Genomic DNA, 16,765 nt, shown 5'->3' with positions numbered 1-16,765 from the left:
GCTTTTCGGGGTAAAGAAAAGCCCCGCAGCGAGGCTGCGGGGCGCAATCTTTCGAATTTTCGCGTGTCATTCGGGGATGAGGCGTTCGTATTCTTCCCTGAGCCGCAGCCAGCCCTGCCAGAAGGGATCGGGCTTGCGACCATTGGCCTTGGCGGCGAGAATATCGAGATGCATGTGCCAGCCGGCGCCGACCATCACCATGTTCTTGCGATCCGAGATGCGCTTGTGGACGAGGGTGAGAAGCACGTCCGAGCCCACGGGCTTGAGCTCGATCGAGACTTCGCCGCGTGGGGGCCAGGTGAAGGCGAGGTGGTGGGGTGCCTCGAAGATGACGATTTCGCTCGTCATCCGCTGTTCTTCCGGAAAACCTTCCGGGCGGGTTTCGGGTTGCCCGGTCAGTTCGTCGTTGCGCCAGACGAGTTCGAATGCACCGCCGGGTGTGCTTGGCATGATGCCGGAGGCAAGCCATTGGCTGCGCAGATCGCTATCGGTGAGATAATCCCAGATCCGTTCGATCGGGCCGGGCAATTTGCGCTGGATGGTGAGTTCGGCGGGCGCGCTAACAGTTCCGTATTTCTCCAACAGATTCATGCTGTTCATCGGTCTTCTCCCAGTTTTGATTCAAGCTTCATTTCCAGGTTTCGATGCGGGTTTGACTTGTGTCCGAGCTTCTGCGGTCTTGCGCGTGTCATCCTCCTTGAGAAGACGTTCGAGCGTATCGAGACGGTCTGTCCAGAAATGTTCGTAGAATCCGAGCCATTGATGCGCCGTTGCGAGAGGGCCGGGTTCCAGGCGGCAGAGATGCGTGCGGCCCTGGATCTCGCGACGAACAAGGCCGGCACCTTCCAGCACCCTGATATGCTTCGAGGCGGCGGCAAGCGACATGGCATAAGGTTCGGCCAGTTGCCCGACGGTGCGTTCGCCTAACGTCAATTCCTGCAGCATCTGGCGGCGGGTGGCGTCGCTTAGTGCGTGGAAGACGGTGTCGATCTGATGTGTGTGTAATTCAACCATGTGGTTTAATGTGCGCTTGTCGACGGTGATTGTCAACCGATTGGTTTAATGTTTCGGTCTGGTGGCGGGTAGGTCCCTTGTCACGTCATACGGGTGCTGTTCAAAGTCGATATGTCATCATATCGTGGCGCCGCGCCGGGGGCTGGGATTGCCACGCGCCGCAGCAAAAGACTTCGCATGCATTTTGCCAATCAACCGAGGGAAAATCATGAGCAGCAGTTTCATCACCACCAAGGACGGTACGCAGATCTTTTACAAGGACTGGGGTTCGAAAGATGCCCAGCCGATCGTCTTCCATCATGGCTGGCCGCTTTCGGCCGATGACTGGGATGCGCAAATGCTGTTCTTCCTTGATGAGGGATTTCGCGTGATTGCGCATGACCGGCGCGGGCATGGGCGCTCCAGCCAGACCGAGACCGGCAACGAGATGGATACCTATGCCGCTGACATGGCGGAGCTTGCGGCGCATCTCGACTTGAAGGGCGCGATCCATGTCGGCCATTCGACCGGGGGCGGCGAGGTGACACGCTATGTCGCCAAGTTCGGCCAGCCGCAGGGACGGGTTGCCAAGGCGGTGCTGATCGGGGCGGTGCCGCCGATCATGGTGAAGAGCGACAAGAACCCCGGCGGGTTGCCGCTCGAAGTGTTCGACGGGTTCCGCAAGGCGCAGGCGGCCAACCGGGCGCAGTTCTTCCTCGATATCCCGACCGGGCCTTTCTACGGTTACAACCGTCCGGGTGCGGAGGTTTCCGAAGGGGTGATCCGCAACTGGTGGCGGCAGGGCATGATGGGCGGCACGAAGGCCCATTACGATTGCATCAAGGCGTTTTCTGAGACGGATTTCACCGAGGATCTGAAGGTGATCGACGTGCCGGTGCTGGTGATGCACGGAACGGATGACCAGATCGTGCCCTTCGAGGATTCTGCGCCGTTGTCATCGAAGCTTCTGAAGAACGGCACGCTCAAGGTCTATGACGGGCTGCCGCATGGCATGGCGACGACCCATGCGGATATCATCAACGCGGACCTGCTGGCGTTTTTCCGATCTTAGTATGATGGATCTGATGGTCCGTTTTCGACGGACCATCAGCTTTTACGGCGACACTTCTCGGCCGTCATGCTCGGGCTTGTCCCGAGCATCTGCTGCCATATCGGTTGGCGATGTGGTTAGATCCTCGGGACAAGCCCGAGGATGACGTCGGGAAAGGGGCTTGGCGGAGTTCGTCTTAAATCAGCTGAAACTTGTCCACGTCCACCATGCCTCTATCCGAGATCTTCAGGTGCGGGATCACGGGCAAGGGCAAAAATGCGACCTGGAGAAATGGCTCTTCGAGAGTCGTTCCAAGGGCATAGGCGTGTTTTCTCAAGTCATGCAGCGTGTCGCGCACCCATTCGTAAGGTTCGAGACTCATCAGGCCGGCGATGGGGAGGGCGATCTCGCCGGTGACCTTGCCGTCCTCGACGACGACGAAGCCGCCGTTGATTTCGCCCAGCCGGTTTGCGGCGAGCGCCATGTCGTCTTCGGAGACGCCGACGACACAGATATTGTGGCTGTCATGGCCGACGGTGGAGGCGATGGCGCCTTTTTTCAGGCCGAACCCTTGAACGAAGCCGTTGGCGTGATTGCCGTTTTTTCCGTGGCGCTCGATGACGGCGACCTTGATGATGTCGCGGGCAAGATCGACGCCTGCCTGGTTGCCGGCGGCGGGCAGGCGGTAGCGGCGGTGTTCGGTGATGATCTTGCCCGGCAAAACGCCGATGACCGGGGTTTCGCTTTCAGAATAGGGGACACCGAAATGCATGGCCTGGACGGGACGCGCCTTGACGCTGTCGAGGCCGACCGGGGCGATCGGCTTGCGGGTGGCAAAAAGCTCGTCGGTGACGCGGCGGCCGGCGGAGAAGACGATCTCGGCCTTGCAGTTCTCCAGGCTGTCGACAATCACGAGATCGGCGCGCCAGCCGGGGGCGATCAGACCACGATCGGTGAGGCCGAAGGCTTTGGCGGCGGAAATCGAGGCGGCGCGATAGATGGCGAGCGGTTCGACGCCGGCCTTGATCGCGGTGCGGATCATGTAGTCCAGATGGCCCTGTTCGGCGATATCGAGCGGGTTACGGTCATCGGTGCAGAGTGCCAGATAGGGCGACAGGCGCTCAGTGATGATCGGCATCAGGGCTTCGAGATCCTTGGAGACAGAACCTTCGCGGACGAGGACATGCATGCCCTTGCGGATTTTTTCCATTGCCTCTTCGGCCGTTGTGCTCTCATGCTCGGTGCGGATGCCGGCGGCGAGATAGCCGTTCAAGTCGTTGCCGCGCAGAAGCGGGGCGTGGCCGTCGATATGCTGGCCGTAGAAGGCGTCGAGCTTGGCGAGGCAGACGGGATCCTTGTGGATGACGCCGGGGAAATTCATGAATTCGGCAAGGCCGATGACCTTGGGATGGTCGCGGAACGGCAGAAGCTTCTCGATCGGCAGGTCGGCACCTGCCGTCTCCAGATGCGTGGCGGGCACGCAGGAGGAAAGCTGGACGCGGATATCCATGATCGTTTCGAGTGATGAGTCGAGGAAATAGCGGATGCCTTCCTCACCGATGACATTGGCGATTTCGTGCGGGTCGCAGATCGCGGTCGTCACGCCATAGGGCAGGACGCAGCGATCGAATTCATGAGGCGTGACGAGCGACGATTCGATATGCAGATGGGTATCGATGAAACCGGGGACGACGATCTTGCCGGAAATGTCGATCTCGGTCCTGCCGTTGTAGTCGCCGTAGGTGCCGACAATGCGATCGCCGCAGATGGCGATGTCGGAGGCGACAAGCTCACCGGTGACGAGATCGAAGAATTTGCCGCCTTTCAGCACGATATCCGCGGGCTCGCGGCCGGTGCCCTGATCGATGAGGGTTTCGAGGCGAGTGGTCATGGGGTGCTCCTGGCATTTTTCGATTCCCCTCTACTTAGCCGCTCAATGTGAAAACGGGGAGAGGAAACAGGAAACTCCCCGTTTATGGTGCCGCTACCCTGACATTGCCGCCGCAGAATATCGTGGCGACGGTCTTGCCCTTGAGGCTACTGCCGCTCTCGATCAGGCCTGCAAGGCCCGCAACGCCTGCCTCTTCGACGACGAGGTCGTAGTGGGTAAGAGAGAAATCCCGCGCCCTGTGGATTGCCTTCTCGCTGACTTCCCAGACCTCATCGACAGTCGCCTTCATGCAATCCAGCGCATAGGGCACGCATTCGCGCACGGCGATCCCATCGGCGGCAGTATCGGCCGTTTCGGTCGAGACGAGCCGGCCGGTTTCCCAGGAGTGTTTCATGGCCGGTGCATTGGAGGCGACGACGCCGATGACCTTGCAACCCGGTGCCTTGGCCCTGATCCATGTGCCTATGCCGGTCAGCAATGCGCCATTGCCGAGCGGGACGACGATAGCATCGAGGGAGATGCCTTGTCGCGACAGCTGCTCGGTGATTTCCAGCGCGATCGTGCCGGCACCTTCGGCAATGGTGCGCAGGGCGCCATCTTCGACGAAGGGGCAGCCGTTGATCTCGGCATAGGCACGGGCGGCGGCCTTGGCGGCATCGAAATCGTCGCCTTCGAGCCTTACTTCCGCACCGAGCCTGCGCATGGCCTCGACCTTGCCGGGATTGGCGGTGGTGGCGGAGAAGATCACCACCTTGCGACCACGGGCGCGACCCGCATAGGCAAGCCCCTGGCCGAAATTGCCAGCTGAGGCGGAAACGACCGGATGATCGCCCGGCGCTTCGTTCTGCATCCACCAGTCGGTGCCGCGGCCCTTGAAGGAGCGGATCGGATTGAGCGTTTCAACCTTGGCAAAAAGCTGAAGGCCGAGTTCGGCATTGGCCGTCTGCTGTTCGATCAGCGGGCTGCCGGTGAAGACCGGATTAATAGTGCGGTAGGCGGCCAGAATGCCGTCGGCGGATGGGGCGGGTTGTTCATGAGTCATTTCAACAGAATGGCGATGAAAAGCTGGTGTTATTCCTGAAGATATTGGACGATGCGGAAATATCTCCCGATTAACGATTTCAAATGGGAAAATTACCCATGACGTTGACCAAGGCAGACCGCAATATCCTCAAGCTGATGCAGCAGGATGCGACCATCACGCTGAGCGAACTTGCCGAGCAGGTGGGTTTGTCGCCGTCCTCTGCGCAAAGGCGGCTGCAGAAGCTGCGCGAGGACAAGGTGATCCTGCGCGATGTTTCGGTTGTCGATCCGAAGAAGGTCGGTGGTGCTGTTTCGATGCTGGTCGAGGTGGAACTGGAGCGTGATCGGCCCGAGCTTCTGCCGCCTTTCCAGCGCTGGGTGACCGATACACCGGAAGTGCAGGAGGCGTGGGGCACGTCGGGGCGAGGGGACTATACGCTGGTGATCCTCGCCCAGTCGGTCGAGCATTTCGATGCGCTGGCCGACCGGATGATGGAACTCAATCCGAACATCCGCAAATTCACCACCAGCGTGGTGCTTAAGACGCTCAAACGCGGGCTGATCGTGCCGGTGGAGTGACAAGCCCCCGACATTAATCCTATGGCGCAGTGGTTGTTGCCTGTTTGGGCGACGGCGGAATATGCTCTTTCGCATGAACGCGAAACAGCCATCCGGTCCGATCATCATTTTCGATGCGGAATGTGTCCTCTGCTCGGCCAATGCGCAGTTCGTGCTCAGCCACGACCATGCACGGAGGTTTAGGCTTGCATCGATGCAGGGCGAGATTGGTGCCGCACTTTACCGGCGTTTCGGCATAGATCCGGCCAATCCCGAGACGATGATCGTGGTAGAGGGGGAGACGGCGCTCAGGAACAGCGATGCGGTTCTTGCGATCTATAACGGGCTCGGCTGGCCGTGGAAGGCTGCTTTCCTGTTTCGGCTCGTGCCGCGTTTCGTGCGCGATCCGCTCTATCGCTTCATTGCCCGCAATCGTTATCGCATTTTCGGTCGGCGGGAGGCGTGCTGGGTGCCGGCTCCCGATCATGCAGACCGCGTGCTGTGAAGACGGTCATCATTCTGGGCGGTTACGGCGGGTTCGGCGCCAGGTTGTCGCGGCGTCTGGCGAAGGATGGCTGGCGCGTGATGGTCGCAGGCCGGAACGCTGAAGCTGCAACCCGGTTCGCAGCCAGCCTGCCGAATGCCCGACCGCTCGTTGCCGATCGCAACGGCGACCTTGCGCCGATACTTGAAGCCGTCAATCCGCTGTTGCTGATCGATGCCGCAGGGCCTTTTCAGGGCAGCGGTTATGGTGTGGCGGAAGCCTGCATCGCCTGCGGGGTTCATTATATCGATCTTGCCGACGCGCGGGATTTCGTCACGGGAATCGCGGCGCTTGAGGATCGGGCGCGCGGAAGCGGGATTGTCGTGAGGGCGGGGGCATCCAGCGTGCCTGCCATGTCAGGTGCCGTGATTGCCGAACTTGGTTGCGAGATGGATGAGGTTTTCAGCATCTCCATGTCGATCAGCGCCTCCAGCCGCGCGACGGCCGGAGCCTCGGTTGCTGCTGCGATCTTGAGTTACGTCGGAAAGCCGGTGCGTTTGTGGCGCGGCCGTCGCTGGATCGATGAGACCGGCTGGCAGCGATTGAAGCGGGTTCGGTACCATGTCGGGGGAATACGGCCTATTTCGCGGCTTGTTGCGCTGGCCGACGTGCCTGACCACGATATCGTGGCGCGGACGACAAAAGGACGCCCGGCAGCCATCTTTCGCGCGGGGCCTGAGTTTTCATTTCAGCTTCTGGCACTCTGGCTTTTCAGCTGGCCGGTGAAATGGGGATGGCTTTCTTCGCTGTCTCCCTTTGCACGCTGGCTCTTGCCACTGCAGGGGCTTGGTGCGCGGTTCGGGACGGATCGTTCGGCGATGAGGATCGAGGTCAAGGGCAGGGCAGGCGACACGTTCGTCGCCCGGCGCTGGACGCTGATCGCGGAGAACGGGCATGGGCCGGAAATCCCGACCATGGCTGCGCAATTGCTGGCGAATGCGTTGGCGGAAGGGAAAATAGCGGCCGGATCCCGGCCGGTCGCGGGTGAATTGCTGCTGGATGATTTCGCCTCGCAGTTCGACGCGCTTTCGATCCATCGGGAGATCACGTCGGAAACCTATGAGCCGCTCTATCGACGGGTGATGGGGACGGCTTTCGACAACCTTCCTCCGCCGGTGCGAAAAATACATTCGGTATTCGGCGATGCCGGGGCCAGAGGAACGGCGACGGTGACGCGCGGGCGTTCGCTTGCGGCGCGGCTGGTTGCGGCGATCATGGGATTTCCGCCGGAGGGAGAGCATGTCGTGCATGTGTCCTTCGAGGAGGAAGGCGGTATCGAGTGCTGGACGCGGGATTTCGGCGGGCATGTGTTCCGAAGCGAGTTGCGCAAGACAGGTCGCCATCTCGTCGAGCGCTTCGGGCTGATGCGTTTTTTCTTCGATCTTCCCGCGAATGAAGCCGGCCTGACGATGGTGATGCGGAAGTGGTCGATCTTCGGCCTTCCCATGCCGCTGCTGCTGGCGCCACGTAGCGAGGCGCGGGAATGGGCGGAGGGTGACGATTTCTGTTTCGACGTGCCGATTGCGCTGCCGCTGATCGGTGATGTGGTCCACTACAAGGGACGACTTCGTAAAATCTGACTTGGCGGAATGCAAAACGGGCGGAATGCAAAACGGGCGCCCGAAGGCGCCCGCTGACTGTTTCTGGTCCGATTTACTCGGCAGCGACGATCTTGCCGCCTTCCCACTTGTAGAGCGAGAAGCTCTGCGAGGTGAGGTCGCCGGTTTCGCCGTAGGTAAGCTGGCCGATGGCGGTCGGGATGGCCGAGCCGTCCTTGAGGGCTGCGGTCACGGCTTCTGCGTCTTCTGCAGTCTTTGCCTTTTCGATGCCGGCCTTGATGACCTGGACGGCGGCATAGGCGTTGAGCGTGAAGGCCTCGGCCGGGATGTTCTTGGCGGCGAGCGAATCTGCTGCTGCCTTCGAATCCGGGCTCTTCAGGGCGTCGGATGCGTTGGTGAAGAGCGTGCCGGCTGCCGCTTCGCTGCCGATCGTCCAGTATTCGGAGTTCGACAGGCCGTCGCCGCCGATGATCTGGGCGTTGAGCGAGAGATCACGCAGCTGGCGGGCCAGAAGGCCGCCTTCCGGGTGGTAGCCGCCGAAATAGATCACATCGACATTTTCCGACTTCAGGCGAGCGGTCAGCGCGCCGAAATCCTTGTCGCCGGGGGTGACGGCTTCGTTGACGACTTCGGTGATGCCGCCGGCGTTGAGGGTTGCCTTGAAGGCGTCTGCAAGACCCTTACCGTAAGCGCCCTTGTCGTTGATGATGGCGACGCGCTTGTCCTTCAGCTTGGCGAGAACGTATTTGGCGGCAACTTCGGCCTGCTGGTCGTCGCGGCCGCAGGTGCGCAGGACGTTTGCGAGGTCACGCTTGGTGAGATCCGGCGCGGTTGCAGTCGGGGTGACCATGAGGATGCCGTTTTCGGCGAGAACGTCGGAAACGGGAATGGAAACGCCTGACGTGACCGGGCCGACGACGAAGTGAATGCCTTCGCCGACGATCTGGTTGGCGGCGGAAACGCCCTGCTTCGGCTCGCCGGCATCGTCAGCCAGTTTCAGGATGACCTTTTCGCCAAGAATGCCGCCTGCCTTGTTGATGTCGTCAACGGCTGTCTGGGCGCCATTCTTGACCTGATCACCGTAAGCGGCGACCGGGCCGGTCAGCGGTGCGATGAGGCCGATGGTGATGTCGGCATGAGCGATCGGCGCAAAGGCCAGCGAGGCAGCAAGCGCTGCCGTGATTGTCTTCAATGTCATGTCTGTCTCCTTGGGGCATCGGCAGAATTCTTTGGCGGGCCTCCCTGGCCGCCGTTCACGACGTCTGGCGCGCCCGCCGCAGCCGCAAACACGGCGTGCAGGAATGGGTGCGCAAAACCTCGGCCAGTACGCTGCCATGTTTGGCTCGCGCATCCGGCAGCAATTTTTGTAGAAATCTTGAAGCTGTCGCGCAAGAAGATAACAGAAACTGCGACACTTGGGTGGGGATATTTCACGGAGAGGCTTGGAAGGCTAGGCGAGTTTTACGCCTGCAATTTTAAGCGATACTCGGAGCTACCGGTGCAATACGCCGCGAAACTAAACATACCCGGGATCAGGGATATCGGCGCCGCGGACATCAACCGAGCGCATGATCGAGGCGCGATATCGACACGCTAAAAGGAAAAAAGCCCGGGGGTCGCCCGGGCATATTTTTTAGACCGATCCAAAAGGACTACGCGGCAGCAGACGTTTTCCGTTCAGCGGAAATGTATATGTCTTCGAGGCTGTCGAGGATCTTCAGTACCGATTCCGAAGAACTGGAATAATAGATCGTCTGTGCGTCGCGCCGGGTCTTCACCAGCTTTTGTGCGCGAAGCTTGGAGAGATGCTGTGACAAGGCAGACTGGCTCAAGCCAACGCGCGTCGCCAGTGCACCCACTGCCACCTCTCCCTTGACCAGGCAGCAGAGAATCATCAGCCGCTTGGGGTTGGCCATTGCAGACAGCAGGCCCGCTGCTGCGTTTGAATGCTCAGAAAGTGCTACCTTATCCATAAGTTCTCTTCACCTCGTCTCCAAAGTGGCCGCGCAATTCACCAAATAGTCTTATCCGGTGATGTTAGGCGGCACAGGCGGAATTTGTACATCCCCTAAATTTCGGGTAGTTCAAGCTACATTTTAGTTTGTTTGCAGATATAATGTATGACGTCTTCCGGCAAGTCTAGTCGATGCTTAAACTCGTGCCGGACGAGTAGATCGCTCGAAACGAGGTCAATCCCGGCGGGATCAACCAATCCGAATCTCCAATTCTTGTCTCCAAGCCCCAGGCGATGCGCAAAATTCGCAGCCTCTAAAGGCTTTTCTGCCAGTTCGTTCTGTAGTTTCAACCATGATGATTCGTCTGCCGTGAGCGGAAAAAGCAGATCTTCACCACCCAATGCATAGGCACGCCCGAAGCCTCCGTTCAGCGAAGCCTGAACCGGAGCCAATCGGTAAAACCTGAAATCAGGAAAATCGACGTAAAGTTGGGCCTTGGCATGGCGTCTCAGGAAACGCGCGCGAATCCTTTGATGGATTGCGCTGTCCCTAGCAACCGGCTGGGCCTCGCAGAAAACGGTAATACGGGCATGTGCCAGCGGATCGCCCTTTCCCGGTTCGCCTGCAAGCAGCGAACAACGAGAATCATCCTTCAGGCCTTTGGTGTGGCCCGAGAGGGCGGAAACGAGCACGACCGGAACACCATCGAGATCGATGGCCGTCAACGCCCTGCTGACGGATGGAAAGCCGGTTACCGGATCTAGAACACCGAGTGACATGTAGCGTGCACTGCGCAGAAGCGTGCGAGCAAGCTCGCGTGCCTCGTCATCTGTCGGGCGCAATAACTGGGCCTGTTCGGCCATCCGTCACTCTCTGGTTGAATTTCGAGGTTTGAATTTTGATAATGCTTTATTTTCATATCATTTAATTCACTGCCGCAAAAGAGGGCTTGCCGCGTCAAGTTTGCGCACCATCTACTTGCAGTTAACGTTCATCTATCCACGGTTGTCGCGCAGGCGATGCCGTGTGAGGCCGGTTACAACGTCATCGGCGGTGATCGAGCCGACCACGCTGCCGTTATCGACGATGGCGATGGTGCCACGCTGGCGAGCCAGCCCATCCATGATGTCTACGAGAGGCGTATCCGGAGAGGCGGAGGCGGAGATCGGGACCGCGCTTGCCGCGGCCGAGACACCTTTGGTCATGATATCGCGCGCCGTCAGCATGCTGATCGGGTTCATGTGGCGGACAAAATCTGCGACGTAATCGTCAGCCGGATCGCGGACAATTTCCTGCGGCGTGCCGCACTGGATAATCTGGCCGCCTTCCATGATGGCGATGCGATTGCCGATGCGGAAGGCTTCGTCGAGGTCATGGCTGACGAAGAGGATCGTCTTTTTCAACCTGTGCTGGAATTCCAGCAATTCATCCTGAAGCTTGGTGCGGATCAGCGGGTCCAGCGCCGAAAAGGGCTCGTCCATCAGGAGAATGGGCGCGCCTGTGGCAAATGCGCGGGCGAGGCCGACGCGCTGCTGCATGCCACCCGAAAGCTCGCCGACACGTCGCTCTGACCATTGGCTGAGGCCGACCAGTTCAAGCTGTTCGCCGATTCGCCGCTTGCGTTCGGTATCGGGAACTCCGGCTAACTCCAGCCCGAAGCCGACATTTTCGGCAACCGATCGCCAAGGCAGAAGGCCGAACTGCTGGAAGACCATGGAGACCGTGTGCATGCGCAGTTCGCGCAGTGTCCGGGCGTTGGCCCTGTAAGGATCGACCGGGCCGGCGGGTGTCGCGACGCTGACGTTGCCGCGTACTACGGGAGCAAGGCCATTGACTGCGCGCAAAAGCGTAGACTTGCCGGAGCCGGAAAGCCCCATCAGGACGAGGATTTCTCCTTCGCGGATCGACAGGGAGGCATTAGAGACGCCGACGACGATGCCGGTCTGAGCACTGATCTCGTCGCGGCTTCGGCCGGCATCGAGCAGCGGCAGCGCGGCTTTGGGCTCGTTGCCGAACACGATGTCAACATTACTGAATGTGACGCAGTCTCGGGTGGAGGTGACGGTCATGGCGCATCCGCCTTTCCACTCTTGAAGAGGCGATCGAGAATGATGGCGAGGATGACGATGCAGAGCCCGGCTTCGAAGCCACGGGCGATGTTGACCGTGTTGAGCGCCCGCACGACGGGTACTCCGAGGCCGTTTGCACCGACAAGCGCGGAAATCACGACCATGGACAGCGACAGCATGATGGTCTGGGTCAGGCCCGCCATGATCTGCGGCATGGCGTAGGGCAGTTCCACCTTGCGCAGCACCTGGCCGGATGTGGCGCCGAACGCGACGGCTGCTTCGGTGAGCGCCTCCGGCGTGGAAATGATGCCGAGGCGGGTAAGCCGGATCGGTGCGGGAATGGCGAAAATGACGGTGGCAATCAAGCCCGGCACCATGCCGAGGCCGAAAAGGATGAGCGCCGGGATGAGATAGACGAAGGTCGGGATGGTCTGCATCAGGTCGAGGACCGGGCGCATGCCCTGATAGATCCATTCCCGCCTTGCCGCGGCAATCCCGAGCGGTATGCCGATCGCCATGCTGACCACGGTGGCCGCCAGCACGAGCGCCAGCGTTTCGGTCGTCTCTTTCCAGTAGCCGAGATTGTAGATCAGCAACAAGCCAAGACAGGTGAAGGCTGCGACGCCGAAGGAACGGCGCAGGCCGTAGGCGAGCGCGGTGAAGATCGCGATGAGCAGAAAGGGGTGCGGATATTGCAGCACCGCCAGAAGCGCGTCGATCACCTTCGACAGGACATGCGACAACCAGTCGAAAAACCAGCTTGCATTGCCGGTCAGCCAGTCGACGGCATTTTTCGCCCAGTTGCCCAGGCGCAGCTTTCCGCTCGAGTCAACGAGCCAGTCGGGTAGCCAGTTCACGTCCGGTACCACCTCAAAATATTAAACGGGCAGGGGACAAGGGCCGGAGAACCGGCCCTTGCTGTCGAACGATCAGAGACCGAGTTCGGCCTTGACGGCATCAAGGCCCGGCTTGCCGTCCTTGGTCGTGACACCGGCCAGCCATGGCTCGATCGCTGCGCCATTGGCCTTCAGCCAGCCGGTTGCCGCGACTTCCGGCTCCTCGCTGTCATTCAGGATGCCGCCCATGATCTCGTTTTCCATCGGCAGCGAGAATTTCAGGTTCTTGATGAAGGTGCCGACATTGGGGCATTCCTCGGTGAAGCCGGACCGCACGTTGGTATAGACTTCCGCACCACCGAAATTCGGACCGAACACGTCATCGCCGCCGGTCAGATAGGTCAGCTTGAAATTGGCGTTCATCGGATGCGGTTCCCAGCCGAGGAAGACGACAGGTTCACCGGCCTTGTCTGCACGGGCGACCTGCGCGAGCATGCCCTGTTCGGAGGATTCCACCACTTCCAGCTTCTTCAGGCCGAACGTGTCCTTCTCGATCATGCCAAGGATCAGGCGGTTGCCGTCATTGCCCGGCTCGATGCCATAGATCTTGCCGCCGAGAGCATCTGCGTGAGCCGCGATATCTTTGAAATCCTTGATTCCGAGTTCGGCGCCCTTGGCATTGGTGGCAAGCGTATATTTCGCGCCAACCAGGTTGGGGCCGAAGGATTCGACGGATTTTTCGGTCAGGAACGGGCGGACGTCTGCTTCCTGGGTCGGCATCCAGTTGCCGAGGAAGACGTCGATATCCTTGTTCTTCAGCGACGAATAGGTGACCGGGACGGACAGGACCTTGATGTCTGTCTGATAGCCCAATGCCTTCAGGAGAACGGAGGCGGTTGCGGTGGTTGCCGTGATGTCTGTCCAGCCGACATCGGAGAAGCGGACGGTGCCACAGGCAGCCGGCTCGGCAGCGGATGCGCTGGCAGCAAAACCGGCTAGAGCTGCAGAGACGGCGACGGTGAAGGCCAGCGATTTATGGATGCGCATGAAGTGCTCCCGTTATTTCTTGTTCCCGGCCATTATCAATAACTTCCTGTTGCAAGCAAGCATGCGCGTTTACGCCGCAGGACACAGGTCATTTGCGACATTCAGTCCGGTATCGGCAAAATTGTCACGATGAGGCGCTTGCTAAGCCCGATGCCCCGGTTGTGACTTGATCTAACTCATGTCAGGGCGGATAGAAGCTTATCGTTATCTGCTCAATCCCGGAAAAAACATTGATGCCCACTTCATTCTCCCTGTCGCGGCGAAGCTTCGTGCTTGGTTCCGTATCCATGACGGCGGCACTGGCTGGCTGTAGCACCACGAGCCAGCCGAATGTCGTTCCGGTCGCCGCGCAACGGCCGATCGGTCCTCCCGATGAGGCAGAGCTGCAGGCGCGTTATGCGGCTGTGGAAGACGGTGGATACCAGCTTCCGGCAATCCCGTATCAGCAGATCGACCCGAAATATTACCGGCAGCGCGTCATCGATCCGACAGGCGAAAAGCCGAACACGATCGTCGTCGATACGCCCAACCGATTCCTTTATGTCGTAGAGCCGGGTGGTACGGCGATGCGTTATGGCGTCAGCATCGGCCGCGATGGTTTTATGTGGGAAGGCGAGGGCGTCATCCAGTGGCGGCAGCCCTGGCCGCGGTGGAAGGTTCCGGACGAGATGGTTGCCCGCCAGCCTTCGCTGGCGCGCTATTCGGTCAAGGCGGGCGGCATGGAGCCCGGCATCAAGAACCCGCTCGGCGCGCGTGCGCTCTACATCTTCAAGGATGGCCAGGACACGCTTTATCGCCTGCACGGCTCGCCCGAATGGAAATCGATCGGCACGGCCGCATCATCCGGCTGCGTGCGCTTCGTCAACCAGGACATTCTCGACCTTTATACCCGCGTTCCCTACCATGCCCGCATCGTCGTGCATCAGGGCTCGCTCCGGACGGCCTGACGTCCGGAATTTCAAGGCGGCGTGTCGGATTTTAATCCGGCCGCTCGTCCTCCGCGTGAAAGGAAGGCAGAATGCCTTCCGTGCCGCAGGAGGAGAAGATCATGTCACGTTATCTGGTCGCCATTCACCATCCCGACGATTACGATCCCGCCGCCCTGGAAGACGAGGCGATGCATCGCGACATCGACTTGCTCAACGAAGAGATGATCGCGGCCGGCATCCGGCTTTTCGTCGGCGGCCTCCATCCGGTCGCCGTTGCGAAATCACTGAAAGCCGGGCCGGGCGGCGAGGTGGAAATCACCGATGGCCCTTATCTGAAGACAAGCGAACATGTCGGCGGCTTCTGGGTGCTTGAGGCGGCCGACATGGATGAAGCGCTCGAATGGGGCCGCAAGGCGGCTATAGCCTGCAGGGCGCCGGTCGAGGTTCGCGCCTTTCACTGACGTGGAGACGGTCAGAGCCTCAGCCATCCGTCGAGATCGTCACGGCCTTCCACTCGTCGATCTCCTGCTGCAGACGGGTGATCCTCTCGGAGACAAATTTCAGCGCATCGCTGCCGAGCAATAATTGCGGTGGTGGTGCATCGGACTCGATCACGGTCAGGACGGCAGCAGCAAGCTTGGCCGGGTCACCCAGCTGCCTGCCGCTTTTTTCCTGCCGGGACTGGCGGATGGGGTTAAACAGCGCGTCATAGTCATCAATCGACCTTTCTGTACGGATCATCGAGCGACCTGCCCAGTCGGTGCGGAAGGAACCGGGGCAGAGCGTCGTGACATGCACGCCGAAGGGCGCCATTTCAGACCGCATGACTTCCGAAATACCCTGGAGGGCGAACTTGCTGCCGCAATAATAGCCTATGCCGGGCATGGTGATCATGCCGCCCATGGAGGTGACATTAACGATGAAGCCGCGGCGTCGCTGACGGAAGCGCGGCAGGAAAGCTTTGGCGACGGCTACTGCGCCGAAGACGTTAACGTCGAACTGGCGCCGCATCTCTTCGATCGGCGATTCCTCCAGCACACCTTCGTGGCCGTAGCCGGCATTGTTGATGAGAACATCCACGGGGCCGTGATCTTTTTCAGCCTGTTCGACGATCGCGGGTATGCGGTCGAAATCGGTGACATCGCAGAGTGTGGTGTGAATGTCCGGCAGCTGCGCGGCAAGGTCTGCCCTCGAAGCTTCGGACCTGACTGTACCGATGACGGTGTGGCCTGCGGCGCTGGCGGCGGTTGCAATGGCAAGGCCGAAACCCGAATTGGCTCCGGTGATGAAGAATCTCCTGTTGGTCATTGGATGCGTCCTCAGTTGATCGTGGACTTGGCAAATAATATGATGCGTCGCTGTGTTCGACGGTGAATTCTCTAATAAGATTGTCAATTCCTATGAATGAACATGAGGGCATCACGGGCAGGCATAGATTGGTCGAGCTAGCCGGGAGGCTGGCGCCGCGCCATGGCTACAATGCCACACGGCTTGATGGCGTGAGGCTGTTGCGGAGTGAGGCAGTGCTCCATGACGTTCCGGTTCTCTACAGGCCCGGAGCGGTGTTCGTGCTGCAGGGGCGCAAGCAGGGAATGCTTGATGACCAGGTCTACCTGTATGACGAGGAGTATTATCTTGCGGTCTCGATGCCGGTTCCGTTCAGAATGGGGTCGGTTGCCAGCAGCGAGCGCCCGCTTCTGGCCGTCTATGTCGAGTTCGACATGGCGCTTGCCGCCGAGATTGCGGCGCAGGTCACGGCGCATGGCGATATCGGAGCAGGTCGACCGCGAAGCCTGATCTCAAGTCGGATGGACGCGGGCATCGCGGATGTGCTGTTACGGCTGTTGACGGCGCTTGGAGATCCCGTAGAGGCGGCCGTTCTGGGTAGCGGCATTCTTCGCGAGCTTCATTACCGGGTGCTTGTCGGCCCGCAGGGCGGAGCGATGATCGCGGCCCTGCAGCAGGACGGAGCGGCCGGCCGGATCGTTCGAAGCCTCGGGTTCCTCAGGGAAAACTACAGTTCAGGCATCTCGGTTACCGATCTGGCGAGCAATGCCGGGATGAGCGTGCCGTCCTACCATAGCCACTTCAAGGAGATGACCGGGAGCAGCCCGATACAATATGTCAAGGCGATGCGGTTGCACGAGGCAAGGCTGATGATTGCGCGCCGCGGCAAGATTGCTGACGTGGCCACATCGGTCGGATACGCGAGCACCTCGCAATTTGCGAGAGACTTCCGGCGGCATTTCGGACGCACGGCGTCGGAGGAAATGAAATGGGTTCGCCATCATCTCGGCGAGGTGGAGTGAG

Annotated in this window: 18 protein-coding genes; 7 read left to right on the top strand and 11 right to left on the bottom strand. The window is 60.1% G+C overall.

Translation table 11 applies throughout. From position 1 onward, the window contains the following. Nucleotides 1-66 precede the first annotated feature (66 nt). Both HNQ72_RS04540 and HNQ72_RS04535 read right to left on the bottom strand, forming a co-directional pair. Nucleotides 67-600: an SRPBCC family protein gene (locus HNQ72_RS04540; RefSeq protein WP_183989914.1), complete on the bottom strand. Its 534-nt coding sequence runs from the start codon at nt 598-600 to the stop codon at nt 67-69. Between the two features lie 21 nt (nt 601-621). Next, a complete protein-coding gene (locus tag HNQ72_RS04535; protein WP_183989912.1) occupies nt 622-1,014 on the bottom strand; it encodes an ArsR/SmtB family transcription factor in 393 nt (130 codons plus the stop codon). A gap of 208 nt (nt 1,015-1,222) precedes the next feature. Between HNQ72_RS04535 and HNQ72_RS04530 the strand changes: the two genes are divergently transcribed. Beyond that, nucleotides 1,223-2,065, top strand: a complete 843-nt coding sequence (locus tag HNQ72_RS04530; RefSeq protein WP_183989910.1) for an alpha/beta fold hydrolase — start codon at nt 1,223-1,225, stop codon at nt 2,063-2,065. Between the two features lie 175 nt (nt 2,066-2,240). Here HNQ72_RS04530 and ade read toward each other — a convergent pair whose 3' ends face one another. Both ade and HNQ72_RS04520 read right to left on the bottom strand, forming a co-directional pair. Further along, on the bottom strand, nt 2,241-3,935 hold the full coding sequence (ade, locus tag HNQ72_RS04525) for an adenine deaminase (protein WP_183989908.1): 1,695 nt from the start codon (nt 3,933-3,935) through the stop codon (nt 2,241-2,243). Nucleotides 3,936-4,017: 82 nt separating this feature from the next. Continuing rightward, the gene (locus HNQ72_RS04520) at nt 4,018-4,977 is read right to left on the bottom strand and encodes a threonine ammonia-lyase (protein ID WP_183989906.1); all 960 of its coding nucleotides are present in this window, start codon (nt 4,975-4,977) and stop codon (nt 4,018-4,020) included. Nucleotides 4,978-5,075: 98 nt separating this feature from the next. On the opposite strand from HNQ72_RS04520, the gene HNQ72_RS04515 reads away from it, so the two are divergent. From HNQ72_RS04515 to HNQ72_RS04505, 3 genes are all read left to right on the top strand, one after another. Further along, the gene (locus HNQ72_RS04515) at nt 5,076-5,537 is read left to right on the top strand and encodes an Lrp/AsnC family transcriptional regulator (protein WP_183989904.1); all 462 of its coding nucleotides are present in this window, start codon (nt 5,076-5,078) and stop codon (nt 5,535-5,537) included. Nucleotides 5,538-5,610: 73 nt separating this feature from the next. Further along, nucleotides 5,611-6,021 (top strand): thiol-disulfide oxidoreductase DCC family protein, encoded by a 411-nt coding sequence (locus HNQ72_RS04510; RefSeq protein ID WP_183989902.1) that lies wholly within the window; start codon nt 5,611-5,613, stop codon nt 6,019-6,021. Further along, nucleotides 6,018-7,640, top strand: coding sequence for a saccharopine dehydrogenase family protein (locus HNQ72_RS04505; RefSeq protein ID WP_244654288.1), 1,623 nt, complete (start codon nt 6,018-6,020; stop codon nt 7,638-7,640). The genes HNQ72_RS04510 and HNQ72_RS04505 overlap by 4 nt, the downstream gene beginning before the upstream one ends. Nucleotides 7,641-7,713: 73 nt before the next feature. Here HNQ72_RS04505 and HNQ72_RS04500 read toward each other — a convergent pair whose 3' ends face one another. From HNQ72_RS04500 to HNQ72_RS04475, 6 genes are all read right to left on the bottom strand, one after another. Further along, entirely contained in the window at nt 7,714-8,817 is a 1,104-nt protein-coding gene (locus HNQ72_RS04500) for a branched-chain amino acid ABC transporter substrate-binding protein (protein ID WP_183989900.1), read from the bottom strand. A gap of 454 nt (nt 8,818-9,271) precedes the next feature. After that, the gene (locus HNQ72_RS04495) at nt 9,272-9,592 is read right to left on the bottom strand and encodes an ArsR/SmtB family transcription factor (protein WP_139677419.1); all 321 of its coding nucleotides are present in this window, start codon (nt 9,590-9,592) and stop codon (nt 9,272-9,274) included. Nucleotides 9,593-9,708: 116 nt separating this feature from the next. Then, nucleotides 9,709-10,437, bottom strand: coding sequence for a HugZ family pyridoxamine 5'-phosphate oxidase (locus tag HNQ72_RS04490; RefSeq protein ID WP_183989898.1), 729 nt, complete (start codon nt 10,435-10,437; stop codon nt 9,709-9,711). Between the two features lie 132 nt (nt 10,438-10,569). Beyond that, entirely contained in the window at nt 10,570-11,643 is a 1,074-nt protein-coding gene (gene choV, locus HNQ72_RS04485) for a choline ABC transporter ATP-binding protein (protein ID WP_183989897.1), read from the bottom strand. Then, on the bottom strand, nt 11,640-12,500 hold the full coding sequence (gene choW / locus HNQ72_RS04480; protein ID WP_183989895.1) for a choline ABC transporter permease subunit: 861 nt from the start codon (nt 12,498-12,500) through the stop codon (nt 11,640-11,642). Before choW ends, choV begins: the two co-directional genes overlap by 4 nt. A 72-nt stretch (nt 12,501-12,572) precedes the next feature. Further along, nucleotides 12,573-13,526 (bottom strand): choline ABC transporter substrate-binding protein, encoded by a 954-nt coding sequence (locus HNQ72_RS04475; protein WP_183989893.1) that lies wholly within the window; start codon nt 13,524-13,526, stop codon nt 12,573-12,575. A 233-nt stretch (nt 13,527-13,759) separates the two neighbouring features. On the opposite strand from HNQ72_RS04475, the gene HNQ72_RS04470 reads away from it, so the two are divergent. Both HNQ72_RS04470 and HNQ72_RS04465 read left to right on the top strand, forming a co-directional pair. Continuing rightward, nucleotides 13,760-14,473 (top strand): L,D-transpeptidase, encoded by a 714-nt coding sequence (locus HNQ72_RS04470; protein ID WP_148145653.1) that lies wholly within the window; start codon nt 13,760-13,762, stop codon nt 14,471-14,473. A 101-nt stretch (nt 14,474-14,574) separates the two neighbouring features. Beyond that, nucleotides 14,575-14,916, top strand: coding sequence for a YciI family protein (locus HNQ72_RS04465; protein ID WP_183989891.1), 342 nt, complete (start codon nt 14,575-14,577; stop codon nt 14,914-14,916). Nucleotides 14,917-14,935: 19 nt separating this feature from the next. On the opposite strand, the gene HNQ72_RS04460 is transcribed toward HNQ72_RS04465, so the two are convergent. Further along, complete coding sequence (locus HNQ72_RS04460) at nt 14,936-15,763, bottom strand: oxidoreductase (RefSeq protein ID WP_183989890.1); 828 nt, start codon at nt 15,761-15,763, stop codon at nt 14,936-14,938. Between the two features lie 92 nt (nt 15,764-15,855). Here HNQ72_RS04460 and HNQ72_RS04455 point away from each other — a divergent pair, with 92 nt between their 5' ends. Continuing rightward, on the top strand, nt 15,856-16,764 hold the full coding sequence (locus HNQ72_RS04455) for an AraC family transcriptional regulator (protein WP_183989888.1): 909 nt from the start codon (nt 15,856-15,858) through the stop codon (nt 16,762-16,764). The last annotated feature ends 1 nt before the right edge of the window (nt 16,765 follow it).

The organism is Aliirhizobium wenxiniae, from assembly GCF_014201355.1.
Classification (GTDB): domain Bacteria; phylum Pseudomonadota; class Alphaproteobacteria; order Rhizobiales; family Rhizobiaceae; genus Neorhizobium; species Neorhizobium wenxiniae.
This window is presented reverse-complemented; position numbering and strand designations above follow the sequence as displayed.